We start from the raw sequence: 26,456 nt of genomic DNA, 5'->3' as shown, positions 1-26,456 counted from the left end.
AGAGCACCGGGTATGTGCGGAATCGTCGGGTACGTGGGTCCGAGGGACGCCGTGCCCGTGCTGCTGGAGGGTCTGCACCGGCTGGAGTACCGGGGCTACGACTCGGCCGGCATCGCGGTCGTGGACGGGGACGGGTTGCGGGTCGTCAAGACCGCCGGGCGCGTCGGGGAGCTGCGCAAGGCCGTTCCCGAGGGCACGGCCGGCCGCACGGGCATCGCGCACACCAGGTGGGCCACCCACGGGGAGCCCACCGACCGCAACGCCCACCCGCACGTGGACACCGCCGGACGGGTCGCCATCGTCCACAACGGCGTGTTCGAGAACTCCGACCGGCTGCGCGCGCAGCTGGCGGCCGACGGCGTGGCGCTGGCCTCCGACACCGACAGCGAGGTCCTCGCCCACCTGGTCGCCCGCAGCGCCGCGAGCACCTTGGAAGGCGCCGTGCGCGAGGCGTTGGCGCAGGTCGAGGGCACCTACGGGGTGATCGTGACGGACGCCGACCGGCCGGGTGAGCTGGTCGCCGCGCGCCGGGGCAGCCCGGTCGTGCTCGGCGTCGGCGAGCAGGAGATGCTGGTCGCCTCCGACGTCACCGCCCTGGTCCGCTTCACCCGGCAGGTGATCTACCTGGACGACGACGAGATCGCCGTGGTCACCGCCGACGGCTACCGCACGTCCACCATGGACGCCCGCGCCACCAGCACCACCCGCTCCCCCACCTCGATCGACGTCGCGAGCACCGAGTACGAGCTGGGCGAGCACCCCGACTTCATGTACAAGGAGATGCAGGAGCAGCCCGACGCGGTGGACCGCTGCCTGCGCGGGCGGCTGGACCACCGGTTCTCCTCGGCGCGGCTGGACGGCGTCGGCCTCACCCCGCAGGACTACCAGCGCATCCGCCGGGTCAAGCTGCTCGGCTGCGGCTCGGCGTACTACGCGGGCCAGCTGGGCGCGCAGCTGGTCGAAGAGCTGGCCCGCATCCCGGCCGACGCCGAGCCGGCGTCCGAGTTCCGCTACCGCAACCCCGTGGTCGACCCGGACACGCTGTACGTCGCGATCAGCCAGTCGGGCGAGACGCTGGACACGCTCGCGGCCGTGCAGGAGCTCAAGCGCAAGGGCGGGCACGTCATCGGCGTGGTCAACGCGGTGGGCAGCACGATCGCCCGCGAGTGCGGCCACGGTGTCTTCCTGCACGCGGGCCCGGAGGTGTCCGTGGCGGCGACGAAGTCGTTCACCACGATGGCCGTGGCGCTGGCGATGCTGGCGCTGGACCTGGGCCGGGTGCGCGACCTGTCCATCACCGAGGGCAGGCGGCTCGTGGCCGGGCTGGCGCAGCTGCCGCACCAGATCGCTCAGGTGCTGGCCGCCGAGGACGACATCGCGGCCGTCGCGCGGAAGTACGCCGACGCGCGGCACATGTTCTTCGTCGGCCGGGTGCGCGGCTGGCCCGCCGCGCGGGAGGGCGCGCAGAAGCTGAAGGAGATCTCCTACGTGCACGCCGAGGCCTACCAGGCCTCCGAGCTGAAGCACGGGCCGCTGGCGCTGATCAACCCGGAGATGCCGACCGTGGTGCTGGTGCCGGACGACGAGCTGCTGGCCAAGAACACCGCCACGATCGAGGAGATCAAGGCGCGCGGCGGGCCGGTCATCGCGGTCACCGACGCCGAGCTGCCGCCCGGCCTGGCCACGGACGTCATCCGGGTGCCGAAGGCGCACGACGCGCTGGCCCCGATCACGCTGTCGGTGCCGTTGCAGCTGTTCGCCTACCACCTCGCGCACGCGCTGGGCCGCGACGTGGACCGGCCGCGCAACCTGGCCAAGAGCGTGACCGTCGAGTAGCGCTTGAGGGCGACCGGGGCGGGCTGCACCGTTCAGGCGCGGCCATTCGCGTGACGCATCGGGGATCGCTATCGGCCCATACCGCCCAGGTCCCGGGAGGAGTTGACCTGCGTCGTCCCGCGCGGAACTGTTTGCGTATTTTCGCCGACAACGAACTGCGGGGGACGCCGTGAACCACTTATCGTTCGGGATCACGCTGGCTACACCGGCCACGCACGACGCGCTCGTCGAGTCGTGCCGGGCGGCCGAGGGCTACGGGTTCGACTCCGTGCTGGCCGTCGACCACCTCGGGCCGAACCGGACGTCGCCGTTCTCGGTGCTGAACCTCGCCGCCCAGGTCTCGCCCACCCTCCAGGTCGGCACCTACGTGCTCAACGGGGCCTTCTGGAACTCGTCGCTGCTGTCCAGGGAGGTGCAGACCGTGCAGCGGATGAGCGGGGGGCGGCTGCAGCTCGGGATCGGCGCGGGGATCATCAAGCAGGAGTTCGACCTGGCCGGCATCCCGTGGACGCCGATGGACGCGCGGGTCGAGCACGTCGGCTCGCTGCTGGACGACCTGCGGAAGCTGCTGGACGCGGAAGCCGACGTGGAGCACCCGCCGGTGCTGATCGGCGGCACCGGTGACCGGATGCTGCGCCTGGCCGCCGAACGCGCCGACGTGGTCAGCGTGGGCGGCATCAAGCACATCAAGGGCAAGCCGACGGGGAACTTCCGCGTCATCGGCTCGGACGAGACCGAGGAGCGCGTGGCGTTCGTGCGGGACGCGGCGGCGGGGCGGGACGTCACGCTCAACGCGTTCGTCCAGGTGGTCGAGCTGACCGACGACCGGGAGGCGGCGGCCGCGCGGATCGCGGCGGACTGGGAGCTGACGGCGGAGGTGGTGCTCGACTCGCCGTACATGCTGATCGGCTCGTCGGACGAGATCGCGGCGCAGGTCGCGGCGTCCCACGCCCGGTTCGGGTTCACGTCGTTCAACGTGCAGCGGCCGTACCTCGACGCCCTGGGGCCGTCGATCGCGCTCGCCCGCGCCGCGGTCGCATGACCGGCGCGAAGGGCGGTCGGCTGACCGTCGGCCAGGGCACCGCCATGTACGTCGGCGCGGTGCTGGGCACGGGTGTGATCGCGCTGCCCGCGCTGGCGGCGGAGATGGCGGGTCCGGCGTCGCTGCTGGCGTGGCTGGCGCTCGTGGTGCTGTCGGCCCCGCTGGCGGCGACGTTCGCGGCGCTGGGCGCCCGGCACCCGGACGCGGGCGGCGTCTCGACCTACGCGCGGCTGGCGTTCGGCGAACGCCTGTCCGCCGTGGTGGGCTGGTGCTTCTACTTCGCCGTGCCGCCGGGCACGACCGCGGCGGCCCTGTTCGCCGGCGCGTACGTCGAGCAGGCCGTCGGCGGCGGGCAGTGGACGGTCGTGGTGACCGCGCTGGCGCTGCTGACCAGCATGGCCGTGACGAACTGGATCGGCCTGCGCGCGTCGGGCGCGGTGCAGTTCGTGCTGGCCGCGCTCCTGGTGTTCCTGGTGCTCGGTTCGGTGCTGCTGGCCGTGCCGCACGTCGACATGGGCAACCTGACCCCGTTCGCGCCGCACGGCTGGCTCGCCATCGCGCCGGCCGCGGGCCTGCTGGTGTGGAGCTTCGCCGGGTGGGAGGCGATCACGCACCTGGCGCAGGAGTTCCGGCACCCGGCGCGCGACCTGCCGCGCGCCACGGGCATCGCCGTCGCGATCGTGGGCCTGCTGTACCTGTCGGTGGCGTTCGCGATCATCGCGGTGCTCGGCCCGGCGGCCGCCGAGTCGGAGGCGCCGCTGGGTCAGCTGATCGCGCGCACGGTCGGCGGTGACGTGAAGGTGGTGGCGGCCGTCGCGGCGGTGCTGCTGACCATCGGGTCGATCAACGCCTACATGGCCAGCGCGTCGAAGCTGAGCGCGGCGCTGGCGCGGGACGGCGCGTTCCCGCGCAACCTGTCCGGTGGCACGGTCGCGGGCGAGGTGCCCCGCCGCAGCCTGGTGGTCGTGGTGGCGCTGTGCTTCCTGTCGCTGGCGGTGGCCATCGGCACGGGCACGGGCGCGAAGCTGCTGGTCCTGCTGACCACCGGCCAGTTCGTGGCGGTGTACCTGCTGGGCACGGCGGCGGCGTTGAAGCTGCTGCCCACGCGGTCGCCCGCGTGGTACGCCGCGCTGGTGGCGTTCCTCGGCGTGGTGGGGCTGACGGTCGCCACGGCGGTGTACATGCTGTGGCCGCTGGTGGTGACGGCGACGGCGCTGCTGTTCCTGCGGTGGAACCGGAAGCGGCGCCAGGACCCGGTGGGCGAAGTCGTGCCGTGACGGGGAGGTCCGGGGTCGCCGCGACGGGCGGCGACCCCGGACTCGTCACACGGTGCCGGTGAACCGGTCGTCCAGGTAGGCGATCTTGGCCTGCTCGTCCCGGTCGGAGTAGAGGTAGCGGATCCACGCCTGCTGCTCGTGCAGCACCGCGCCCATCTCCCACACGCAGAGCACCTCGCGGTGCTTGCCCTGCTCCAAACGGCGGTAGCTGTCGTGCTGCTTGACGTCCCGGATGTAGACGGTCTCCCACATCTCGTTCTCGCGCCGCCAGGTGCAGACGATGAGGAAGTAGAAGTCGCCCCGGCACAGGTGGTGGACGACGAAGCCGAGGTCGCCGGAGATGTCCAGCTCGCCGGAGGCCGCCTCCTCGCGCAGGAACGCCCTGCCCTCCTCGCGCAGCCCCGGGTCCACCACGTCCTGCGGCTCGCGCACCTCGTACCACTTCAGGTGCGCGTCGGGCAGGGCGAGGTCGTGGTCGGGGAGCGCGATGACGTCCTTGGGGTAGTGGCGGTAGTCGGCGTCGACGTTGGCGATGGCCGCGAGGTGCGACAGGTTCCTGGTCACCGGCGGAATCCTAGTGCCGTGACCGGCGGGTTCCACCGCTGTGCCGGGCGCCTCACGGCGCTAGGCGAACGCGCCGGGCTCGGACAGGAGCTTGACCGTGCTCTCCGGCACGGGCAGCAGCGCCGTGCTGTAGTCGGCCATCATCTCGCCGACCGGGTCGCCGTACTCGGCCCACTCGGGGTGTTCGTACAGCGAGCCGGCGAGGCGGACGCGCTCGTCCAGGCCGGGGAACGCGCGCACCAGCTGCCACTCGTCCTCGTCCAAAGGGGACGGTCCGAACGAGAGCACCGTGATGCCGATGCGGCGCATGAGCGGGATGGTGCCGTCCCGGCTGATGCGGTCGAACTCGGCTCGGGTGCCGGGCTTGAGCTTGAACACGCGGATCTCCAGCAACCAGGGCTCGGTCATGGGTGGCACTCCAAGGACGCGGCGGTACGCCGTAGTGGGTTTTGGGGTGCGCGCAGCTGGGGCGGGCCGAACGCCGGGCTCGCCGACGTTTCTACCGACGAGCACGCCGGCGCGCAAGGGGCCGACTAGGGTGCCGCGTCGTGAAACCGGATCTGACCACCCTGCGCGCCGCCGTGTCCGAGTTCGGCGGCTTCACCACCCCGGAGAAGTCCTGGGCCGTCCTGACGGCGGCGACCGCGCCGGAGTTCGACCTGGGCGTCGCCGCGCACCGGGAAGCCGCGCACGTGTGGCTCAACGCGTGGGGCTGCCGCATCCGCACGCCCCGCCCCGGTGAGCCGCGCGTGCTGGACGAGAGCCTGGCGGCCTGGTGGGCGACGTGGCGGGACGCCCTGCCCGGCGCCGAGACGTGGCTCGCCGACCTGGCCGACGAGCAGGTGGCGCGGCTGGCCGACGGCTTCGCCGCGCTGTCGGCGAGCACGGCGGCGGCCACCCCGCGCGGCACCCGGACGCTGGGGCCGACGGCGGCGTCGAAGCTGCTGTTCGCGTTGCGGCCCAACAGCCTGCCGCCGTGGGACAACATGATCGCCGACCGGCTGCACGGCGGTCGCGACGGCGCGGCGTACCGGGCGCACCTGCTGCTCACCCGAGGCTGGGCGGTCGACCTGCTGGCCGAGGCGGGCGTGCCCGAGCCCGAGCTGCTCGACGACCTCGGGCGACCGGGCCGCTCGCTGGCGAAGGTCATCGACGAGTACTGCTACCTGGCCTGCACCCGCGGCTGGACGGCGCCGCGCCGGGGCGTCACGGCCGAGGACGTGCGCCGGATCGCCCGAGCCCTCCCCCGCACGGAGGAGGCGCTGGTCCGCGACCGGGTCAAATACCGCATCGGACGCATCGTGTACCTCGCCCTGTCACCGGACGAGCTGACCATGGGATTCGCGTTCCCCAAGGAGGAGCGGGCGGCGCTGATTGCCTCGGACCCCGACAAATTCCATCCCCCGGTCCCTTCGGACGAGCGGTACAACTGGGTTCGGGCCACCTTGTCTCAACTGGACGAGGCGGAGTTGACCGAGTTGGTGGTAGACGCCTGGCGAATGTGCGTGCCGAAGCGCGTCGCGCGTGATTACCTGGGGCGATAGCCGCGCCGACACCGCCGGACGGGCGAAACGGCGCCTCCGGGAAGCTGCCCGAGCGGGTCATCAGCGTTTCCTGGGTAGGGCCTATAAGGGAACCGAATTGGGCCGTTGACGACGCACAACTCGTGTTTACGATCCTCCCTATCAAGCAGGAGGGGTCGCCGCATGGCCAGTTTGACTCGTTCCGAAGCAGCCGCCCGGGGCGCTTTGTTGGAGATCGACTCGTATCACGTGGACCTGGATCTGACCGGCGATGGGAAAGTATTTCGGTCGACGACGAAAATCTCGTTCACCGCCGGGGAGGGCGGGTCGACCTTCGTGGACGTCAAGCCGGAGGCGCTGCTGGGCGCCCGGCTCAACGACCGCGAGCTGGACGTGTCCGCGCTGGTCGACGGCCGGTTGCCGCTGACCGGGCTGGCCGCCGCCAACGAGCTGGTCGTCGTCGCGGACATGGCCTACTCGCGGGAGTCGAAGGGCCTGCACCGCTACGTCGACCCGGCCGACGAGCAGGTGTACGTGTACGGAGCGGTGTTCCTCGACCACGCTCCGCGCATCTTCGCCTGCTTCGACCAGCCCGACCTGAAAGCGCCGTTCACGTTCGACCTCACCGTCCCCGACGAGTGGACGGTCCTGGGCACGGGTGCGGCCACGAAGGTGTCGGCCGGGCGCTGGCGGGTCGTGCAGGACGTGGCTCAGGCCACGTACCTGACCACGGTCGTCGCCGGGCCGTACGCCTCGTTCGAGACCGTGCACGACGGCGTGCCGCTCGGCGTGCACTGCCGGGCGTCGGTGGCCGAGGCGCTGGAGGCCGACATCCAGGAGGTCTTCGACGTCACGGCCCAGTGCCTCGACGAGTTCCACCGCCTGTTCGGCGTGCGCTACCCGTTCGGCCGGTTCGACCAGGTCTTCGCGCCCGAGTTCAGCTACCTGTCGCTGGACCACCCCGGCTGCGTGCTGCTCAAGGAGCTGTACCTGTTCCGCACCCCTGCGCCGCGCAGCGAGCACGAGACCCGCGCGGTGGTCATCGCGCACGGCCTGTCGCTGATGTGGTGGGCGGGCCTGGTGACCAACAAGTGGTGGGACGACCTGTGGCTGGGCCAGGCGTTCGCCGACTACCTGGCGCACCGGGTGCCCAGCGAGGTCACCGAGTTCACCGGCCCGCTGACGACGTTCTCCGCCCGACGCAAGGGCCAGGCGTACACGGCCGACCAGCGGCCCTCGACCCACCCGGTGTGGATCGACGGCGCGGACGCCATGTCGGCGCTGCTGGACCTGGACCGGATCTCGTACTTCAAGGGCTCGTCGGCGCTGCGGCAGCTCGCGCACCACATCGGCGACGACGCGATGCGCGAGGCGCTGCGGATCTTCTTCGCCCGGCACGCGTACGGCGCGGCGACGTTCGCGGACTTCAACGCGGCGATCGGCGAGGCCGTCGGCCGGGACATGACCGACTGGGCGAACCGCTGGCTCGGCACCGCCAACGTCACCACGCTGGCCCCGGAGCTCACCGCCGAGGACGGCGTGATCACGTCGTTCGCCGTGACGCAGACCGCGCCGGACTCGCACCCGGCGCTGCGGCCGCACACCATCGACATCGGCCTGTACGGCGACACCCACGAGACGGTCCGGGTGACCGTGGACGGGCCGCGCACCGAGCTGCCCGAGCTGGTGGGCCGCGGGGTCCCGAAGTTCCTGCTGCTCAACGAGAACGACCTGACCTACGCGAAGATCCGCTACGACGACGCGTCGCGCCGGGCGCTGCCCGAGGTGCTGCCGTCGCTCGCGCCGATCGACCGGGCGATGGTGTGGGCGCAGCTGCTGCAGGGCGTGGTGGACGGCGCCGTGCCGGCGACCGACCACCTGGACCTGGTGACGCGGATGCTCGGCTACGAGACCGAGCTGTCGATCGTGATCGAGGTGCTCGAACAGGCCCGCGTCGACGTGGCCGACCGGCTGCTGGACCCCGAGCTGCGGCCGGGCCTGCTCAAGGCCGTGGCGGACGCGGCGCGCGACCGGCTGTCCCGCGTCGCGCCGCGGGACGAGCTCGGCCTGGCGCTGGCGCGGGGCCTGGTGGAGTTCACCTCCGACACCTCGGAGCTGCGCGGCTGGCTGGACGGCGTGCCGCTGCCGGCCGGGCTGGAGCTGGACGCCGACCTCGCCTGGCGGGTGCGCTACCGGCTCGCGGTGCTGGGCGCGTTCACCGAGGCGGAGATCGACGAGGCGTACGCGGCGGACCCGAGCACGCACACCGAGCAGTTCGCGGTGAAGGCGCGGGCGGCGATCCCGACGGCCGAGGCCAAGGCGGCCGCGTGGGCCGCGATCACCACCGACGCCGAGCTGTCGAGCTACCGGCTGTGGTCCACCGCCGAGGGGTTCTGGCAGCCGGAGCAGCGGGAGCTGACCGCGCCGTACGTGACCAGGTTCTTCGCCGAGATCGTGGACGTCGCGCGGCTGCGCGAGGACAAGGTGCTGGACACGCTCGTGCTGTGGCTCTACCCGCGCTACGCCACCGAGCAGGCCACGATCGAAGCGGCCGAGGAGCTGTTCGGGCGCGACGACCTGCCGCTGCCGCTGCGCCGACGGGGCGCGGACCTCACCGACGACCTGCGCCGCGCCGTGCACGCGAGGCGCGGGTGAGAGCCGCGGTGGTCGGCGGCGGCGTCGCGGGCGCCGCACTGGCCTGGCGGCTGCGGACGGCCGGCGCGGACGTGACGGTCTACGCGCCGGGCGCCGCCGACGCCTCGGGCGCGTCCGGCGGGCTGGTGCGCGGGTTCGAGGTGGACGGGGACGCGGCGCGCGACGCCGCCGAGTCGCTGGCCGAGCTGCGGGCCGACGACCTGGTCCGCGACTGGGCCGGGTACCGGGAGACCGGGTCGGTGTACGTGACGGCGGACGACGTCACGCCGTCCGTGGCCGCCGTCGAGGCGGTGCTGCCGGGTTCGGCGTCCGTCGTGGACGGTGCCGAGCTGGCGCGGCGCTTCGGGTTCCGGGACCTGCCCGCCGACGCGGCCGGCGTCGTGGAGCGGCACGCCGGGCACTTCTCCCCCGACCGGTTCCGCGAGCACGCGCTGCGGTGGCTGGCCGGGCACGGCGGCGACGTCCGGACCGAGCGGGTTGCCGAAGTGCTGCCGGGACCGGCGGTTCGGACCTCCGCCGGCGTGACGGCGTTCGACGCGGTGGTCGTCGCGGCCGGCGCGTGGACGCCCCGGCTGGTCGGCGGCGAGCCGTTGCGGGCCAAGCAGATCCAGTACGGCCTCTACCGGTTGCCGATCCCGTGCGCGGCGTCGTTCGTGGACGACCGGACCGGCCTGTACGGGCGGCCGGACCGCGACGGCGCCTTCCTGCTGGGCATGGGGTGCGACCGCTGGGACGTCGACCCCGACGGGGTGACGCCCGACCACGACCTGGCCGCGCGGGTGCTCGACACGGCCCGACGACGGTTCGGCGTCGCGGGCGGCGAGGTCGTCGCGGACCGCGTGGTGGCGTCGTTCGACTGCTACCGCTCACCGGGCGGGTTGCGCCTGGTCGACGCGGGCGGCGGGGTGTCCACGTTCACCGGCGGCAGCGGCGGCGCGGCGAAGACCGTGCTGGCGGCGAGCCGGCGCGCGGCGGCGGAGCTGGTGGCGTCGTGATCCTCGGCCTCGACCACGTCGGCCTGCTCACCGCGGACGCCGAGGGGGTGGGCGCGCTGCTCGCCGTGCTCGGACTGTCCAAAGCGGACAGCGGGGTCGCGGGCGACTACGGCGTCTCGTGCGACTTCTGGCAGGTGGGCGCGGACCTCGCGGCCCCGGCCGTGGAGGTGGTCGCGCCGGTGCGGGAGGACTCGGCGGTGGCCGGGCGGCTCGCGCGCGGACCGGGGCTCTACCACCTCGCGTTCGAAGTGGACGACCTCGGCGCCGAGGCGTCCCGCTTGCGCGCCAACGGTTTCGCGCTCGTGGACGCGGAACCGTGCCGGGGGGCGCGGGAGGGCATGGCGGTGCAGTACCTGTACGCGCCCAAGCCCGCCGGCGTGCTCGTGGAGCTCGTGCAGTACGCCACCGCGCGCCGCGGCCTATCGCAGCCATCGGGAAACCCGATCAGCGCACCGCCGAAAAGCGGTCTCTGAATATTGCTTCCGGCGCGCCGGCAGTAAATAATTAACGGAGACGGTGAGCCACTCACCGCGCAATCCGACTGACTGGGCTCGTCGCACCAGGATTGCTTTCACCGCACCATCCACGCACGTCAGGACGTCGCAGACGTCAGGGGTGACGTCTGCGACGCACATTCCACCACTTCTCTCACAACTTTTTCCCGGCCTGGCGCGAATTGCGCCGGGCGGGCCTTCATCGTGCCGAAAAGCAGTCACAGGACAGGAGTGCTCATGGCCAGCCAGCTCGTGGATTTCGGAGTCGCGGGCTTCGGGTACGCCACCGGCGAGGACCAGGACGTCGCGCAGACGGCCGGTGACTACGTGGGCGACCCCGAACGCGTCGTCCGCTGGGGCTACCACACGTTCCACCGGGCACCGGACGGCGTGACCGCGACCGACCTGGCCACGCTCGCCGGGCAGGACGCGCTGGACCGCCTCGGCCTCGCCCCCAACGACGTCGACCTCGTCGTGGTGGCCGCCTCCGAGGTGCCGGACTACCACCACTGGGACACGTCGGCCGCCGTCGCGCGCCGGCTCAAGGTCGAGGGCACGACCCAGACGATGCTGCTCACCGAGGGCTGCGCGTGCGGCGTCACGGGCCTCGGCTACGTCGCCGGTCAGCTCGCGCTCCAGCCGGAGCTGCGGACGGTGCTGTTCATCGCGGTCAACCGGGTCAGCGAGTTCCACCGCAACCGGATGAACGTCAACAACGCCGTGCACAGCGACGGCGCGGTGGCCGCGGTCCTCAAGCGCGGCCACGAGGGCGTCAAGTGGCTGGCCACGGACCAGTTCGTGGACCCGGACCTGTCGGACTTCTTCCGCACGGAGGTCGGCGGCGCGGCCAACCCGCTCCCGTTCGACGGCTGGACGGCCAAGGACGCGCCTCCCGGGCACGCCCGCATCCAGGCGCACTTCGACAAGGACCCGGCGAAGCTGCGCGAGTTCGTCGCGACGCTGAACCAGCGCATCACCGACACCATCGACAACGCGCTGCGCCGCGCGGACCTGACCCGCGACGACCTCAAGCACGTCATCTACATCAACGACTCCACCGACACGATCGAGGAGGTCGCGGAGCCGTTCGGCGTCACGGTCGAGCACACCAACGCCGAGCTGTCGCTCAGCCACGGCCACATGGGCGCGGCCGACCAGCTGTTCTGCCTCGGCGAGCACATCGAGCGCGGCGACGTGAAGTCCGGCGACGTCGTGGCCCTGTGCGGGATCTCCATCGGCATGCGCTGGTACTGCACGCTGGTGCGGATCTGATGAGCGACCGGGCGGACTTGCTGGAGTCGTTGCGCGCGGCCGTCGCCGAGGGTCGCGCGCCGTCACCCGCGGACCTGACGCGGCTGGCGCTGGTGACCGACCCGATGGTGCTGCGCAAGGCGGGCAAGCTGTTGGCCCGCCTGGAGGACGCCGAGGGACTGCGGCCGCTGCGCGTGGCCGTGCTCGCGACCTGCACGATCGGGTCCTACGAGCAGATCCTGCGGGCGAGCCTGGTGTCGGCGGGCGTCCTGCCGGAGCTGGCGCCCGGCCCGTACGGGATGTTCGAGCTGACGCTGGCCACCGACCCGTTCGACGGCGTCGACGTGATCACCCTGCTGCTGGACGAGACCGCCTTCCTGCCGCACGACTGGGCCGCGACGGACGTCGACGGCCTGGCCGGGCACCTCGAAGCCCGGCTGGCGGACCTGCGGGGCCTGGTGCTCTCGGCCGTCGAGCGCTGCACCGCGACGGTGCTGCTGCACACCGTGCCGCTGCCCGCCCAGGTGCGGGACTCGGTGATCAGCTGGCGGGCGCGGGCCGCGCTGTCCAAGGCGTGGGCGAAGCTCAACGAGGGCCTGCTGGACCTCGCCGCGCAGCACCGCCAGGTGGCCGTGACCGACCTCGTGTCGGTGCTGGCGGACTCGCCGCACGCGGCGCGTGACGACCGGCTGCACCGCTACGGCGACCTGCCCTACACCGACGGCGCGCTGTACCTGCTGGCGCGGGAGGTGCGGCGGTTCGCCCAGGTCCGCGCCGGCCTGTCGCGCAAGGTGCTGGCGCTGGACCTGGACAACACGCTGTGGGGCGGTGTGCTCGGCGAGGTCGGCGCGGAGGGCGTGCAGCTCGGCGGCCTCTACCCGGGCAACGCCTACCAGGAGGTGCAGCGCACCGCGAGCCGGCTGCGCGACCAGGGCGTGGTGCTGGTGCTGGCCAGCAAGAACGACGCCGACCTGGTGGACGAGGCGCTGACCGCGCACCCGGAGGTGCTGCTGCGGCCGGAGGCGTTCTCCGCGAAGGCCGTCAACTGGTCGCCGAAGGCGGGCAACCTGCGCGAGGCGGCGTCCGCGCTGGGGCTGGGCATCGGGTCGTTCGTGTTCCTGGACGACTCGCCGTTCGAACGCGGCCACGTCGAGGAGGAGCTGCCCGAGGTCGTGGTGCTGGCCGCCGACGGCGACCCCGCGCACATCGTGCGGACGCTGCTGGCGCAGGGCTGGTTCGACGTCGCGGAGCTGACCGAGACCGACCTGGCGCGGCCGGAGCTGTACCGCAGCCGGACGCTGCGCAACGACTTCGCGGGCGGCTTCGGCTCCTCGGAGGACTACCTGCACGCGTTGCAGGTGCGGTTGGTCGTCGAGGAGGCGGACGGCTTCGCCGTGGCGCGGGTCGCGCAGCTGGCCGCCCGCACCAACCAGTTCAACCTGACCGGCCTTCGGTTCGACGAGGCCGAGACCGGCCGGCGCATCGCGGACCCGGACCACCTGGTCGTCACCTTCGCGGTGGCCGACCGGTTCGGCGACGAGGGCGTCATCGGCGCGGCGTGGGTCGACCGCTCCGACGCGGAGTGGCACGTCGACAACCTCGTGCTCAGCTGCCGGGTGCTGGGGCGCGGCGTGGAGCTGGCGATCGCCGCCTGGCTCGCCCGCCGGGCGCACGCCGCCGGCGCCACCGCGCTGCGCGGGCGGTACGTGCCGTCGAAGAAGAACGGCCTGGCCAAGGGCTTCTGGACCGACGCCGGGTTCACCGGCGAGGGCGACGGCGCGTACGCGCTGGCCCTGGACTCCGACACCGGGCTGCCCGGCACGCCCGCGTGGATCAACCTGCTGGAAGGGAACGAGGTAGCCCGATGACCGAGATCACGGTGGAGCAGTCCGTGCTGGAGATCCTGGCCGGCGCGCTCGACGTGAGCGTCGACGTGCTGCGCGGCGAGCCGGTGCTGGCCCGGCACGAGTGGGACAGCATCAGCTCGCTGGACGCCCTGGCCCAGCTGGAGAACCGGTTGGACGTCACGCTGGACCTGCGCGCGTTCCACGCCGCCCGGACCGTCGACGACGTCGTGGCGCTGGTGCGCCCCACCTCCTGACCCACCTTCCCGACGCCGGGGCCGCACGACGTCCCCGGCGACGCGGACCGGGCCGCGCACCCGCGCCCCGTCCGCACGTCCCGCACGCCGGCACCGCCGCCGCGGCGCCGCCCGACAAGGCTTGGAGACTGAGTTGGACCACCAGGATGTAGAACTGCTCGCGATCGGAGCGGGCCCCGCGAACCTGGCCCTCGCCGTCGCGCTGGAGGAGCTGTCCCCCGACCTCGCCCAACGGACCCTCGTCACCGAGCAGCACGACGACATCGTGTGGCAGCGCGGGATGCTGCTGCCCTGGTCGCGCAGCCAGGTGTCCTTCCTCAAGGACCTGGTGACGCTGCGGAACCCGACCAGCCCGTACTCGTTCGTCAACTACCTGCACTCGACGGGCCGGCTGGACGAGTTCATCAACCTCGGCACCTTCACGCCCTACCGCCTGGAGATCTCGGGCTACCTGGCGTGGGTGGCGAAGTCGCTGACCAAGGTGCGGTTGCAGCACGGCAGGCGCGCGGTGGCCGTGGAGCCGCAGCGCGGCGAAGCGGGCTCCGTGGACCGCTGGCTGGTGCGGTTCGCCGACGGCGGCACGGTGTCGTGCGCGACGCTGGTCATCGGCGTGGGCCGCGACCCGCACCTGCCGACCGAGTTCGCGGCGCTGCCGCGGGAGCGGGTGGTGCACAGCACCGAGTTCGTGCCCCGGATCGGTGAGCTGGACCCGCAGGGCGAGCACCGCATCGTCGTGGTCGGCGGCGCGCAGAGCGCGGCGGAGATGCTGTGGTCGGCGCACTCGACCTTCCCGCGCGCCGAGGTCACCATGGTGATGCGCTCGATCGGCCTGAACGGCTACGAGAGCAGCAAGTTCACCAACGAGCTGTTCTACCCGTCCTTCGTGGACAAGTTCAACGAGGCGCAGCCGGAGGCGCGGTCGCAGCTGCTGCGCGAGATGCACCGCACCAACTACGCGGGCCTGTCGCCCTCGATGCTGGACAACCTCTACAACACGATGTACCTGGAGAAGCTCACCGGCACGCAGCGGCTGTCGATGATCACCATGGCGGAGATCGTCGACTCCGCGCTGGTGGACGACGAGGTCGTGCTGACCCTGCTGGACCGCCGCACGGGCGAGCGCAGCGAGCTGCGCTGCGACCGGGTGATGCTCGGCACCGGCTTCGACAAGCGGATGCCGACGCTGGTCCGCGCGATGGCCGCCGAGGTCGGCCAGGAGGACTTCGCCGTCACCCGCGGCTACCGCCTCCAGCTGCCCGAGGCGGTGTCCGCCCGCGTGTACCTGCAGGGCGTGAACGAGGCCACGCACGGCATCGCCGACTCGCTGATCAGCGTGCTGGCGATCCGCGCGGCGGAGATCGTCGCCGACCTCGCCCAGGGCCCCGAGGACACCGTGCCGGTGGTGTCGCAACGCGTCACCGAGCTGTTCGCCGAGGCACCCCAACCCGCTTGACCCGAGAGGAGTCGTCACCATGATGGAAATCCGCCCCCTGGACCGGGACAACCTCAAGCTCGACAACGGCCTGGACGCCCAGCGCCTGATGCCGTGGGACCTGGTCAACGCGCCGTTCGAGGGCTCGTGGTGCGTGGTGCGCCCCGGCGCCGAGTCGGGCGCCCACGGCCACCACGAGTACGAGATCTGGGTCGCCATGACCGGCGAGGCCGAGATCATCACGCAGGCGGGCGCCACCCCGTTCAAGGCCGGTGACGTCGTGCACTTCACGCCGCACGAGAAGCACCAGGTCGTCAACAAGGGCGCCGAGGACTTCCAGTTCTACGCGATCTGGTGGGACGCCGAGCTGGCTGGGAAGTTCGCCGCCCGCCACGAGGGAGCCGCCTCGTGACGACCCGTTCCCGACCGGCGATCGTCGTCGCCGCGACACCCACGTCGAACGGCGACCTGCACGTCGGTCACATGTCGGGCCCTTACCTGGGCGGCGACGTGTACGCGCGCTACCTGCGCGCCACCGGTCGCCAGGTGCTCTACACGACGTGCACCGACGACAGCCAGAGCTACGTGGTGTCCACCGCGCACCGGCGCGGCCTGGCGCCCGACGAGCTGGTCCGGACGTCGATGGCGAAGATCGAGCGCTCGCTCGACGCGATGGGCACGCTGATGCCGGGCCTGCCGCCCATCGACGACCGGTACCGCGCGACGGTGCTGGACTTCCTCAAGGAGCTGCACGCCGCCGGCCGGTTCCACCTGCGCAAGGTGCAGCTGCCGTACGCGCGCAACGCCGGCGCGTTCCTCTACGACGGCCTCGTCACCGGCACCTGCCCGTCCTGCCTGGCCTCCAGCTGCGGCGGCGCGTGCGAGAACTGCGGCCACCCGAACAACTTCGACGAGCTGCTCGACCCGAAGTACACCATCGACCCGAGCGACACCGTGGTGTACCGGGAGTGCGAGATCCTCGTGCTGCCGATGGAGGACTACCGCGAGCGGCTCACGTCCTACTACGCGGCGCGCACGCCGCGCTGGCGCCCGCACGCCCGGCAGCTGATCGGCGAGCTGCTGTCCAAGCCGCTGCCGGACATCCCGGTGACGATCCCCGGCACGTGGGGCATCGCCGCGCCGTTCCCGGAGACCCCGGGCCAGATCGTCTACCCGTGGGTCGAGGCGATGCCCGCCTCGATGTACGCCACGTGGTGGACGGCGACGCAGCTGGGCCGCCCCACGGCGGAGGTCGACGAGCTCTGGCGCGCCGACCACGACGCGGAGCTCGTGTACTTCCACGGCTTCGACAACGTCTACCACTGGGGCCTGGTCGACCTGGTGATGCTGCTCGCGCACGGCGACAAGTACACGACGCCGGAGTCCAACGTCTGCAACGAGTTCTACGACCTGGACGGCGAGAAGTTCTCCACCAGCCGCAACCACCTGATCTGGAGCGCGGACCTGCTGGCGGAGGTGCCGCGCGACCTGGTGCGGTTCTACCTGGCGCTGACCGGCCCGGAGTTCCAGCGGGCGAACTTCACCCGCGAGTCGCTGCACACGACGACCACGCGCCGGCTGATCACGCCGTGGAACGACCTGGCGGAGGCCATCGCGCTGGCGATGGTCGGGGTGGACGGCACCCGTCCGCTGGTGACCACGGAGGCCGGGCGCTGGCGCGCGGCGACCGTGCTCAAGCGGTTCCGGCTGTGCTACGACCTGCCCGGGTTCAGCATGGGCCGGGCCGCGGAGACGATCGTGACGCAGCTCGGGCGGCTGCGGTCGCTGGCCGACGCGGTGGACCACCGCCGCAACGGCGCGGCGCCGACGCAGCCGGGCGACCTGCTGCTGGAGGCGCGCACGCTGCTCGCGTGCGCCGCGCCGATCCTGGTCGACGTGGCGGCGGACGTGTCCGCGCAGGGCGTCGACCTGTCCATCAGCGACGACATGCCGGCCGAGATCCGGCCGTTCCGGTTCCCGTCGCTGCCCGGCACGCACGCGCACGCCGGCCAGCACGTGGCCCTCGACGGCGTGAGCTAGGAGGAGTGCGCACCGTGAAGCTGCTGACCATCGAGACCCGCCAGTACCTGGAGTACTACCACTCGCGCTACCGGCAGGTGCAGGACCTGGGCGTGGACCTGTACGTGCTCAACGGCGAGGGCACCGAGGACTTCTGGCCCGCCGACCACTACCGCCTGGTCGGGTCGAAGAACATCGACGACATGATCGCCACCGCCAAGCAGTGGCACGCCACCGAGGCGTTCGACGGCGTGATCACGTTCTCCGAGGCGGCCGTCGTGGCGGTCGCGGCGATCGCGGAGGCGCTGGGGCTGCCCGGCATCGGCGTCGAGGCGGCGCTGAACAGCCGCAACAAGTACCTGATGCGGCAGGCGCACGAGAAGGCGGGCGCGCCGATCCCCGGTTTCCGGTTCGTCACGTCGCTGGCGGAGGCCAAGTCGGCGGCGGGCGAGTTCGGCTACCCGGTGATCGTCAAGCCGACGCTGGGCGCGGGCAGCCACTTCGTGTTCCGCTGCGACGACGAGGCCGAGCTGACCGAGCACTACGAGCAGGCCGCGCAGGGCATCCAGGACCTCTTCTGGGCCAACTCCGAGGCGGACGGGATCGACCTGGGCCCCAACGGGCTGCTGGTCGAGTCCTTCCTGGACGGCAAGGAGTACCTGATGGAGGCCGTCGCGTGGGACGGCGAGGTGTACCTCGGGTCGGTGGTGGACCGCATCACCGCCGAGGGCGGGACGTTCGACGACGACGTGCACCACGCGCCGACGTCGATGAGCCCGGACGACCTGAAGGCCGTGCACGAGGTCGTCACGGCGGGCGCGCTGGCGCAGGGCCTCACCCACAGCGTGATGCACGCCGAGGTCCGCTTCCACGGCGGCAAGCCCTACCTGCTGGAGATCGCGGCCCGGGTCGGCGGCGGCGGGCTGGACATGATCGCCCGCATCACCGCCGAGCACGACCCGATCGCGGCCGTGGTGGACATCGGCGCGGGGCGGCGGCCGAGCGTGCGCCACTTCCAGCCCACCGGCACGCACATCGCCGCGATGTGCCTGATCTCCGACGCCGGCGTGGTGCGGGAGGTGCGGGTGCCCGAGGAGGTGTCCGGCTCGGACCGCGTGTTCCTGCTGAAGATCACCGCACGACCCGGCGACGTGGTCAAGCGCCCGCCGGACGGCAACACGATCATCGGTTTCCTCGGCGCCACCGGCACGTCGGAGGCCGACGCGTTCGCCCTGATGAACGACTACGCGGCGAAGATCGAGGTCGATTTCCAGTAGCTCCACACCGCAGGCGTCGCCGGGCCCTCCGCGTCACATGTGGCGGACCGGTGGCGCCCCCGGCCAGAGAGGACTCCACCGCCGTGTCCGACCCCGCCCAACGCACCGCGCGCCGCCGCAGGTACCTGATGTGCCCGCCGGAGCACTTCGACGTCTCCTACTCCATCAACCCGTGGATGAACCCCGAGAAGCCGACCGACGCGTCCATCGCCCTGCTCCAGTGGAGCCGGCTGCGGTCGCTGTACCTGGACCTCGGCCACGACGTCGAGCTGATCGACCCCGAGCCGGGGCTGCCGGACATGGTGTTCGCCGCGAACGGGGCGACCGTCGTGGACGGGCGGGTGCTGTCGGCGAGGTTCCGGTTCCGGCAGCGCGAAGCGGAGGGTCCCGCGTACCTGGAGTGGTTCCGCGAGAACGGCTTCCGCACGCACGAGGCGTTCTGGGTGAACGAGGGCGAGGGCGACTACCTGCTGGTGGGCGACCGGATCCTGGCGGGCACGGGTTTCCGCACCGACGAGCGCTCGCACGTGGAGGCGGCCCGGTTCTTCCGGCGCGAGGTCGTGACGCTGGACCTGGTGGACCCGCGGTTCTACCACCTGGACACGGCGTTGGCGGTCCTGGACGACGACCTGATCATGTACTACCCCGAGGCGTTCTCGACGTGGAGCAGGGGCGTGCTGCGCTCCCTGTACCCCGACGCCGTGATCGCCGGCGACCACGACGCCGAGGTGTTCGGCCTCAACGCGGTCAGCGACGGCAAGCACGTCCTGCTGGCGCAGGAGGCCACGAACCTGGCGGACCAGCTCGCCGACCGGGGCTTCACGCCCATCGGTGTCGACCTGTCCGAACTTCTCAAATCCGGCGGCAGCGCGAAGTGCTGCACGCTCGAACTGCGTGGGGAGCCAGCTCGATGATCAACTACGACGGCAAGAGGTTCCACCCGGTCACCGGTGGCGGCCCCGAGGAGAGCCGGGTCGCCGTGTACCACCAGGACGGTGACCTGCTCTGGGGCGAGTTCCTCGGCGGCAAGGCGCGCCGCGGCGCCCTGACCGGCACCGCGCGGCCCGACGGCGCGCTCGACTTCGCCTACTGCATGGTGCTCGACGACGGCCAGGTCATCTCCGGGCACTGCCGCAGCACGCCGAAGGTGCTCGACGACGGCCGCATCCGCCTCGACGAGGTGTGGGAGCGCTTCGGCGAGCACGCCGCGTCCGGCGTCTCGACCATCGAGGAAATCCCCGCCCAGACCACGAACTGACCCGAGAGGCCGACGAGCAGCCATGACTTCCGCGAGCACCATCACCGCCGGCACGGACGCCACGCCGCGCAAGGGCGGCGTCGTCACGTGGGCGTGCGCGCCGGGCTTCCCGCCCGCCGTGATCTTCCCGTTCACGCCGGCCGAGCGCATGGGCACCCGCAACATCCTGGAGTTCCAGGCGCTGATGTACCGGACGCTGTACTACTTCGGCAGCGACGGCACCCCGAACGTCGACTACGCGCAGAGCATCGGCGAGGAGCCGGTGTGGAGCGAGGACGGCCTGACCGTGCGGGTCAAGGTCAAGCCCTGGAAGTGGTCCAACGGCGAGACCCTGTCCGCCGAGAACGTGCTGTTCTGGGTGAACCTGATGAAGGTCAAGGGCGCCCGGTACGGCGAGTACGTCCCGGGCTACTTCCCCGACAACCTGACCGACTACGGCAAGGTGGCCGACGACGAGGTGTTCTTCACCTTCGACAAGGTCTACTCCAAGCACTGGGTGCTCTACAACCAGCTCAGCACGATCACGCCGCTGCCCAGGGCGTGGGACCGGACCGACGCGGGCCCGGCGAACGCCTCCGGCGACCTCGCCGACGTCGAGGCGGTCTACGAGTACCTGATGGCGCAGCAGGGCAACATCGTCGACGAGGGCAACGCCCACCGCACCAAGTGGGCCGACAGCCCCATCTGGAGCATCGTGAGCGGCCCGTGGCGGCTCAAGAGCTACACGCTGGAGGGCGTGGTCACGTTCGTGCCCAACGAGCACTACTCGGGCCCGAACAAGCCGTACCTGGACGAGTTCCGCCAGGTGCCGACGTTCTCCGACGAGGAGCAGTACGAGATGCTGAAGGCGGGCCCGGACGCCGAGAACGGCATCCAGGTCGGCTACCTGCCGCTGAGCTTCGCCACGGAGCCGGCGATCGACCCGGTGGTCGGCGGGCCGAACCCGCTGACCGAGTACACGATGTTCCCGCAGTCGGCGTTCTGCATCCGGTACATCTCGCTGAACTTCAACAACCCGACCGTGGTCGGCAAGATGTTCGCGCAGACCTACATCCGCCAGGCCCTGCAGTCCTCCCTGGACCAGGACACCGCGGTGCGCGACATCTACCAGGGCTACGCGTACCGGCAGAACGGCCCGGTGCCGATGTACCCGAAGACCGACTACGTCTCGCCGCGCCAGCGCGAGGGCGCGTGGCCGCTGCCGTTCTCCCCCGGGAACGCCAAGGCGCTGCTGGAGGCGAACGGCTGGGACACCAGCGTCACGCCCGCGGTGTGCGTGCGGCCGGGCACGGGTCCGGGCGAGGCGGGCGCGGGCATCCCGGCGGGCACGAAGCTGTCGATCCTGCTGCGCTACGTCGAGGGCCGCCCGGCGCTGACCCGGGTGATGGAGAACTTCCGCGACGCCGCCGCGGAGGCGGGCATCGAGCTGCGGCTCGAAGAGGTGTACGGCTCGATCCTCGTGGCCGAGGACGGCCCGTGCGAGCCGACCGCCACCACCCCGTGCACGTGGGAGATGTGCTGCTGGAACGGCGGCTGGGCCTACCACCACCCGACCGGCGAGATCCTGTTCTCCACCAAGGCGGGCGGCAACTTCGGCTTCTACACCGACCCGAAGGCCGACGAGCTGATCGAGCGCACCGTCACCAGCGACGACCTGGACGTGCTCTACGAGTACCAGGACTACATCGCCAACGAGGTGCCGGTCATCTTCACGCCGAACTTCCCGATCCGGCTGTTCGAGGTCGCCAACACCCTCGGCGGGTTCGGGCCGATCAACCCCTACGGGATGATCAACCCGGAGAACTGGTACTACCGCGACTGATCCCCCGCGGTGCGGGTCCGCACCGGTCCCGCGCCGCCTCTCCACCGCTCAACAGGGGGTCCACCGTGGTCCTGTCCGCCGCGCCGCCGAGCACGCTCGGGGCGCACCCGTTGCTCATGTTCCTGCTCCAGGTCGCCGTGCTCCTGGGCGTGGCCCTCGTGCTCGGGCGGCTCGCCGTCCGGCTCGGGATGCCCGCCGTCGTCGGCGAGCTGGCCTCCGGCGTCGTGCTCGGGCCGTCCCTGCTCGGCACGTTCGCCCCGGTGTTCGACGACCCCGCGCAACTGCACCTGCTCGACGCCGTCGGCCAGTTCGGGGTGCTGCTGCTGGTGGGGTTCACCGGCATGCACCTCGACCTCGGCCTGGCGCGCCGGCAGCGCCGGGCCGCCACCTGGGTCGGCGCGGGAGGGCTGCTCCTGCCGCTGGCGCTCGGCGTCGGCGCCGGGTTCCTCTTACCCGCCGCCATGCTCGGCCCGGCGGCGGACCGGCCGGTCTTCGCCCTGTTCCTGGGCGTGGCGGTGTGCGTGAGCGCCATCCCGGTGATCGCCAAGGTGCTGCTGGAGATGAACCTGCTGCACCGCGACATCGGGCAGCTCACCGTGACCGCCGCCGCCGTGGACGACGTGGTCGGCTGGTCGCTGCTGGCCGTGGTGTCCGGGATGGCCGCCTCCGGGCTGACCGCCGGGCACGTGGCGTGGTCGCTGGGCGCGCTGGCGCTGGTCCTCGTCCTCGCGCTGGTCGCGTTGCGGCCCGCGGCTCGCGGGGCGTTGCGGCTCGCGGAGCGCTCCGGTGATCCCGGGGTGACCGTGGCGGTGGTCGTGTTGCTGGTGATAGCGTCCGCCGCCGGCACGCACGCCTTGGACCTCGAGCCGGTGCTGGGGGCGTTCGTGTGCGGCTTGGTCATCTCGTCGGTCGGCGGTGTCGCCCGACTGCCGCTGACCGTGCTGCGGACGTTCGTGATGGGTGTCCTGGCGCCGCTGTTCTTCGCGACGGCGGGGCTGCGGATGGACCTCACGGCCCTGCGGCACCCGGCGGTGCTCGGCACGGCGCTGGCCGTGCTGCTGCTGGCCGTGGTCGGCAAGTTCGCGGGCGCCTACGCGGGCGCCCGGCTGGCCCGGCTCACCCACTGGGAAGGTCTCGCGCTCGGCGCGGGGCTCAACGCGCGTGGTGTCATCGGCGTGATCGTGGCGCTGGTGGGGCTGCGGCTGGAGGTGCTGTCGACCGAGGCTTACACGGTCGTGGTGCTGGTGTCGGTCGTGACGTCGCTGATGGCGCCGCCGACGTTGCGGTACGCGGCACGGCGGATCGCCGTGACCGACGAGGAACGCGAGCGCGAGAAGGCGTTCGGCGGTGTGCAAGTCCTATCGAGAGTGGAGCCCCGATGAGCAAGACCGACCAGCGGCCCCTGCTGCTCGTGGTCGCGACCGGAATGCGGTTGTACCGCGAGTACCTGCTGCGCTCGATCAGCGCGGAGTACCGGGTGCACCTGTTCCTGACCGCCGAGCCCGAGTGGGAGAAGGAGTACGTGTCCGGCTGGACCGTGCTGCCCTCGACCACCGACGGGCCGGCGATGGCGGCGGCGGCGGCCGAGATCCACGCCGGGACGCCGTTCTCCGGCGTGCTGTGCTGGGACGAGGTGCGCATCCACGCCACGGCGTTCGTGGCGCGGGCACTGGGCCTGCGCAACGGCGACCCGGACGTGATCTGGCGCCTGCGCGACAAGGGCGGCACGCGGGCGGCGCTGAAGGCGTCGGGCGTGCCGCAGCCCCGGTCGATCCCCGTCAAGACGGTGGACGACGCGGTCGCGGCGGCGCAGGAGGTCGGGTACCCGGCGATCCTCAAGCCGCGCGGCCTCGGCGCGAGCCTCGGCGTGATCAAGGTGCACGACGAGCGCGAGGTGCGCGCCAACTTCGCGTTCACCGAGGCGGCGCAGGGTCCGGAGCCGGTGGTGTTCGACACCGACCAGCCGATCCTGGTCGAGGAGTTCGTGTCGGGCGAGGAGATCAGCGTCGACTCGGTGGTGCGCGACGGTGTCGTGACGCCGCTGTTCATCGGCCGCAAGGTGGTCGGCTACCACCCGTACGCCGAGGAGGTCGGCCACTTCGTGGACGCCTCCGACCCGCTGCTGACCGACGACGTGCTGCTCGACGTGGCGCAGCGCACGCACAAGGCGCTGGGCTTCACCGACGGCATCACCCACGCCGAGTACATGCTGACCGACGAGGGCCCCAAGGTCATCGAGGTCAACGGCCGCCTGGGCGGTGACATGATCCCCTACCTGGGCCTGCTGGCCACGGGCGTGGACCCGGGTCTGGTCGCGGCCGGCGCGGCCACCGGCCGCGGGGTGGACGTCGCGCACGCGCACGACCGCGTCGCGGGCATCCGCTTCTTCTACGTCGAGGAAGAGGACACCACGCTCGGCTCCCTGGCGTTCGACCCCGCCCGGCTGCCCGAGGGCATCGACCGCGTCGTCACGGTCGCGCAGCCGGGCGCCGTCGTCTCGCCGCCGCCCAAGGGCACGGTCTGGGGCCGCATCGCTTTCGCCATCGCCACCGGTGACTCTCGTGACGAGGTCGCCACCCGACTCGACGCGGCCGAGGCCGCGCTGGATGTGAAGAGCGCCTGATGACCACCGCGAAAAGCACCGACCAGGGCATCTGGCAGACGTTCGTCGAGTCGCCGCCGGCGGTGAAGGCCGTGCTGGCCGGCGTCTTCGTCAACAAGGTCGGTGGGTTCCTCAACATCTTCCTGGTGCTGTTCCTGACCTCCCAGGGCTACTCGGCCGGCCAGGCGGCCACGGCCCTGGGCGTCTACGGCGTCGGCAACGTCATCGGCGTGCTCGTCGGCGGCGCGCTGGCCGACCGGCTGGGCGCGCGCAACTCCACCGTGCTCAGCATGGGCGGCGCGGCGCTGCTCACCGCCGCGCTGCTCTACCTGCCCGACTACGCCCTGCTCGTCGCGGCGGTGGCCCTGCTCGGCGCGGTCTCCCAGATCTACCGGCCCGCGTCGGCCACCCTGCTCTCCGAGCTCACGCCCGACGACCGGCAGGTCATGGTGTTCGCCATGTACCGGTTCGGCCTGAACCTGGGCACGACCGCCGCGCCGCTGATCGGTTTCGGCCTCTACCAGCTCGGCGGTGACGACTACACGCTGCTGTTCTGGGGCGAGGCGGTGGTCGCGGCGGCGTACGCCCTGGTGGCGTTCCGCGTGCTGCCCGCGAAGACGGGCGAGAAGGGCGCGGCCGCCGCCGAGGCGCCCGCCGGCAGCTACACCGACGTGCTGCGCGACCGCCGCTACCTGGTGTACCTGGCGGCGACGTTCTTCAACGCCGTGGTCTACGTGCAGTACCTGTCGACGCTGCCGCTGGACGTCCAGGCGTCCGGCGTGCCGATCTTCTGGTACACGCTGGCGGTCGCGCTGAACGGCGGCGCGGTCATCCTGTTCGAGCTGGTGGTCACCAAGAAGACGCAGCACATGCGGCCCAAGCTGGTCGTCGGCGTCGCCTACGCGCTGGTCGGCATCGGTGTCGCGGTGTACGCGCTGCCGCTGGGCCCGGCGGTGATCGTCGCGGGCACGCTGATCTGGACGCTCGGCGAGATCATCGGCGGCCCCGTGGTGTTCGCCTACCCCGGCATGGCCGGTCCCGCGCACCTCAAGGGCCGCTACATCGGCAGCTTCCAGTTCGTCTACGGGCTGGGCGCGGCCGTCGGCCCGGTCCTCGGCGGTTTCCTGTTCCTCCAGCTGGGTCACGGCGCGTGGCCGGTGCTGGCGGTGTTCGGGCTGGCGGCGGCGGTCGCCGGGTACGTGGCCACCCGGGACCGCGCGGAGGTGCGGGACGGTGGGTGACTTCGACTTCCTCACCGGCCGCTGGTCGATCCACAACCGCAGGCTGCGCCGGCGGTTGGCGGGCAGCGACGACTGGGAGGAGTTCACCTCCACCTCGGACGTGCGGCCGATCTTCGGCGGCGCGGGGAACGTGGACGAGATCACGTTCCCCGACGGCACGTCCGGCCTGACCGTGCGGCTGTTCGACGCCGCCACCGGCCGCTGGTCGTTGAACTGGGCGAGCAGCGACTCGGGGGTGTTCTTCCCGCCGCTGTTCGGCTCCTTCGCCGACGGCGTCGGCACGTTCCACGGCGACGAGGTGCAGGACGGCACGCCCGTGCTCATCCGCTTCCTGTGGCACCGCATCACCGGTGACTCGGCGCGGTGGGAGCAGGCCATGTCGGCCGACGACGGGCAGACGTGGGAGACCAACTGGTACATGGACATCACCCGCCAGGCCTGACCCCGTGCGACCGCACCGCCCCCGTCCTGGTCCCAGGGCGGGGGCGGTGTCGCGTCCGGCGGCTACAGGCGGCGGAGCAGGGCGGCCAGCGTCGCGATCTCCCGCGCGGAGAGCTTGTCGGTGAGGTGTCGGCGCACGGCGGCGTCCAGGGCGGGGCGCACGGCGGCGACGGCCTCGCGTCCGGCGTCGGTGAGGAGCACCGTGACCGCGCCGGCGCGCTCCCGGGTGACGAGTCCGCGCTCGCCCATGCGGGTGAGCTGGTGGGAGGTGCGGGTGCGGTCCCAGCCGAGCGACGCGGCGAGCCCGCTCTGGCGCAGGGAGCCTCCCGCCTTGTCGAGGGTGACGAGGATCGTCAGGTCCGGTTCGGACAGGCCCGCCGCCTCCGCGGTGTCCGTGACCACCCGGGTGCGGACGAGTTCGTGGGCGCGTTTGAAGGCGGACCAGAGGTCGACGGGCCCGGGTGCGGGGTCGTCCGGGTCGGCGACGCCACCGCTCGGTGTTGACATATCAACGCATCTCTTCCTAGTGTTGAGATGTCAACACTAACAAGCGGGTGTTCCCTCACCGGCGCGCCCGGGGCACGGCCGGCACACCGCGTCGAGCAGGCCCCCGCCGGACCGACCTC

The 26,456-nt window shown here is 72.0% G+C and carries 24 protein-coding genes; 21 read left to right on the top strand and 3 right to left on the bottom strand.

Annotated features, from left to right (window positions below):
- Positions 1 to 12: 12 nt before the first annotated feature.
- From glmS to IOD16_RS09755, 3 genes are all read left to right on the top strand, one after another.
- Positions 13 to 1,836, top strand: coding sequence for a glutamine--fructose-6-phosphate transaminase (isomerizing) (glmS, locus tag IOD16_RS09765; protein WP_201439757.1), 1,824 nt, complete (start codon positions 13 to 15; stop codon positions 1,834 to 1,836).
- 169 nt (positions 1,837 to 2,005) lie between these two features.
- Positions 2,006 to 2,878 carry a TIGR03621 family F420-dependent LLM class oxidoreductase gene (locus IOD16_RS09760; protein WP_170185014.1) on the top strand — a complete coding sequence of 291 codons (873 nt, stop codon included), beginning with the start codon at positions 2,006 to 2,008 and terminating at the stop codon, positions 2,876 to 2,878.
- Entirely contained in the window at positions 2,875 to 4,155 is a 1,281-nt protein-coding gene (locus IOD16_RS09755) for an APC family permease (RefSeq protein ID WP_123742560.1), read from the top strand. Before IOD16_RS09760 ends, IOD16_RS09755 begins: the two co-directional genes overlap by 4 nt.
- Positions 4,156 to 4,200: 45 nt before the next feature.
- On the opposite strand, the gene IOD16_RS09750 is transcribed toward IOD16_RS09755, so the two are convergent.
- Both IOD16_RS09750 and IOD16_RS09745 read right to left on the bottom strand, forming a co-directional pair.
- On the bottom strand, positions 4,201 to 4,719 hold the full coding sequence (locus tag IOD16_RS09750; protein WP_201439756.1) for a hypothetical protein: 519 nt from the start codon (positions 4,717 to 4,719) through the stop codon (positions 4,201 to 4,203).
- 60 nt (positions 4,720 to 4,779) lie between these two features.
- Entirely contained in the window at positions 4,780 to 5,127 is a 348-nt protein-coding gene (locus IOD16_RS09745; RefSeq protein ID WP_123742562.1) for an NIPSNAP family protein, read from the bottom strand.
- A gap of 758 nt (positions 5,128 to 5,885) precedes the next feature.
- On the opposite strand from IOD16_RS09745, the gene IOD16_RS09740 reads away from it, so the two are divergent.
- From IOD16_RS09740 to IOD16_RS09655, 18 genes are all read left to right on the top strand, one after another.
- Entirely contained in the window at positions 5,886 to 6,263 is a 378-nt protein-coding gene (locus IOD16_RS09740; RefSeq protein WP_201441283.1) for an MmcQ/YjbR family DNA-binding protein, read from the top strand.
- Between the two features lie 162 nt (positions 6,264 to 6,425).
- On the top strand, positions 6,426 to 8,897 hold the full coding sequence (gene pepN, locus IOD16_RS09735; protein WP_201439755.1) for an aminopeptidase N: 2,472 nt from the start codon (positions 6,426 to 6,428) through the stop codon (positions 8,895 to 8,897).
- Entirely contained in the window at positions 8,894 to 9,892 is a 999-nt protein-coding gene (locus tag IOD16_RS09730; protein ID WP_201439754.1) for an NAD(P)/FAD-dependent oxidoreductase, read from the top strand. Before pepN ends, IOD16_RS09730 begins: the two co-directional genes overlap by 4 nt.
- Entirely contained in the window at positions 9,889 to 10,365 is a 477-nt protein-coding gene (locus IOD16_RS09725; RefSeq protein WP_201439753.1) for a VOC family protein, read from the top strand. The genes IOD16_RS09730 and IOD16_RS09725 overlap by 4 nt, the downstream gene beginning before the upstream one ends.
- Before the next feature lie 258 nt (positions 10,366 to 10,623).
- Entirely contained in the window at positions 10,624 to 11,658 is a 1,035-nt protein-coding gene (locus IOD16_RS09720) for a 3-oxoacyl-[acyl-carrier-protein] synthase III C-terminal domain-containing protein (RefSeq protein WP_201439752.1), read from the top strand.
- Entirely contained in the window at positions 11,658 to 13,505 is a 1,848-nt protein-coding gene (locus tag IOD16_RS09715; RefSeq protein WP_201439751.1) for an HAD-IIIC family phosphatase, read from the top strand. The genes IOD16_RS09720 and IOD16_RS09715 overlap by 1 nt, the downstream gene beginning before the upstream one ends.
- On the top strand, positions 13,502 to 13,738 hold the full coding sequence (locus IOD16_RS09710; RefSeq protein WP_123742567.1) for an acyl carrier protein: 237 nt from the start codon (positions 13,502 to 13,504) through the stop codon (positions 13,736 to 13,738). Before IOD16_RS09715 ends, IOD16_RS09710 begins: the two co-directional genes overlap by 4 nt.
- A gap of 133 nt (positions 13,739 to 13,871) precedes the next feature.
- A complete protein-coding gene (locus IOD16_RS09705; protein ID WP_201439750.1) occupies positions 13,872 to 15,191 on the top strand; it encodes a lysine N(6)-hydroxylase/L-ornithine N(5)-oxygenase family protein in 1,320 nt (439 codons plus the stop codon).
- A gap of 19 nt (positions 15,192 to 15,210) precedes the next feature.
- Positions 15,211 to 15,582, top strand: a complete 372-nt coding sequence (locus tag IOD16_RS09700) for a cupin domain-containing protein (RefSeq protein ID WP_201439749.1) — start codon at positions 15,211 to 15,213, stop codon at positions 15,580 to 15,582.
- Positions 15,579 to 17,210 (top strand): class I tRNA ligase family protein, encoded by a 1,632-nt coding sequence (locus tag IOD16_RS09695; protein ID WP_123742569.1) that lies wholly within the window; start codon positions 15,579 to 15,581, stop codon positions 17,208 to 17,210. The genes IOD16_RS09700 and IOD16_RS09695 overlap by 4 nt, the downstream gene beginning before the upstream one ends.
- 14 nt (positions 17,211 to 17,224) lie before the next feature.
- Positions 17,225 to 18,466: an ATP-grasp domain-containing protein gene (locus IOD16_RS09690; RefSeq protein WP_123747894.1), complete on the top strand. Its 1,242-nt coding sequence runs from the start codon at positions 17,225 to 17,227 to the stop codon at positions 18,464 to 18,466.
- 83 nt (positions 18,467 to 18,549) lie between these two features.
- Complete coding sequence (gene ddaH / locus IOD16_RS09685; RefSeq protein ID WP_342777756.1) at positions 18,550 to 19,380, top strand: dimethylargininase; 831 nt, start codon at positions 18,550 to 18,552, stop codon at positions 19,378 to 19,380.
- Positions 19,377 to 19,724, top strand: coding sequence for a hypothetical protein (locus IOD16_RS09680; protein ID WP_123742571.1), 348 nt, complete (start codon positions 19,377 to 19,379; stop codon positions 19,722 to 19,724). The genes ddaH and IOD16_RS09680 overlap by 4 nt, the downstream gene beginning before the upstream one ends.
- Positions 19,725 to 19,746: 22 nt before the next feature.
- A complete protein-coding gene (locus tag IOD16_RS09675) occupies positions 19,747 to 21,546 on the top strand; it encodes an ABC transporter substrate-binding protein (RefSeq protein WP_123742572.1) in 1,800 nt (599 codons plus the stop codon).
- Between the two features lie 65 nt (positions 21,547 to 21,611).
- A complete protein-coding gene (locus IOD16_RS09670; RefSeq protein ID WP_201439748.1) occupies positions 21,612 to 22,928 on the top strand; it encodes a cation:proton antiporter in 1,317 nt (438 codons plus the stop codon).
- Positions 22,925 to 24,169 (top strand): ATP-grasp domain-containing protein, encoded by a 1,245-nt coding sequence (locus IOD16_RS09665; protein ID WP_201439747.1) that lies wholly within the window; start codon positions 22,925 to 22,927, stop codon positions 24,167 to 24,169. Before IOD16_RS09670 ends, IOD16_RS09665 begins: the two co-directional genes overlap by 4 nt.
- A complete protein-coding gene (locus IOD16_RS09660; RefSeq protein ID WP_123742574.1) occupies positions 24,169 to 25,389 on the top strand; it encodes an MFS transporter in 1,221 nt (406 codons plus the stop codon). The genes IOD16_RS09665 and IOD16_RS09660 overlap by 1 nt, the downstream gene beginning before the upstream one ends.
- Positions 25,382 to 25,831 (top strand): hypothetical protein, encoded by a 450-nt coding sequence (locus IOD16_RS09655; RefSeq protein ID WP_123742575.1) that lies wholly within the window; start codon positions 25,382 to 25,384, stop codon positions 25,829 to 25,831. The genes IOD16_RS09660 and IOD16_RS09655 overlap by 8 nt, the downstream gene beginning before the upstream one ends.
- A 62-nt stretch (positions 25,832 to 25,893) precedes the next feature.
- Here the strand turns inward: IOD16_RS09655 and IOD16_RS09650 are convergent, their stop codons facing one another.
- The gene (locus IOD16_RS09650) at positions 25,894 to 26,337 is read right to left on the bottom strand and encodes a MarR family winged helix-turn-helix transcriptional regulator (RefSeq protein WP_201439746.1); all 444 of its coding nucleotides are present in this window, start codon (positions 26,335 to 26,337) and stop codon (positions 25,894 to 25,896) included.
- Positions 26,338 to 26,456 lie beyond the last annotated feature (119 nt).

The organism is Saccharothrix sp. 6-C (assembly GCF_016695385.1).
In the GTDB taxonomy this organism is placed as follows: domain Bacteria; phylum Actinomycetota; class Actinomycetes; order Mycobacteriales; family Pseudonocardiaceae; genus Actinosynnema; species Actinosynnema texasense.
The sequence above is the reverse complement of the archived record's forward strand: the minus strand, read 5'-3'. Positions and strand labels throughout refer to the sequence as shown.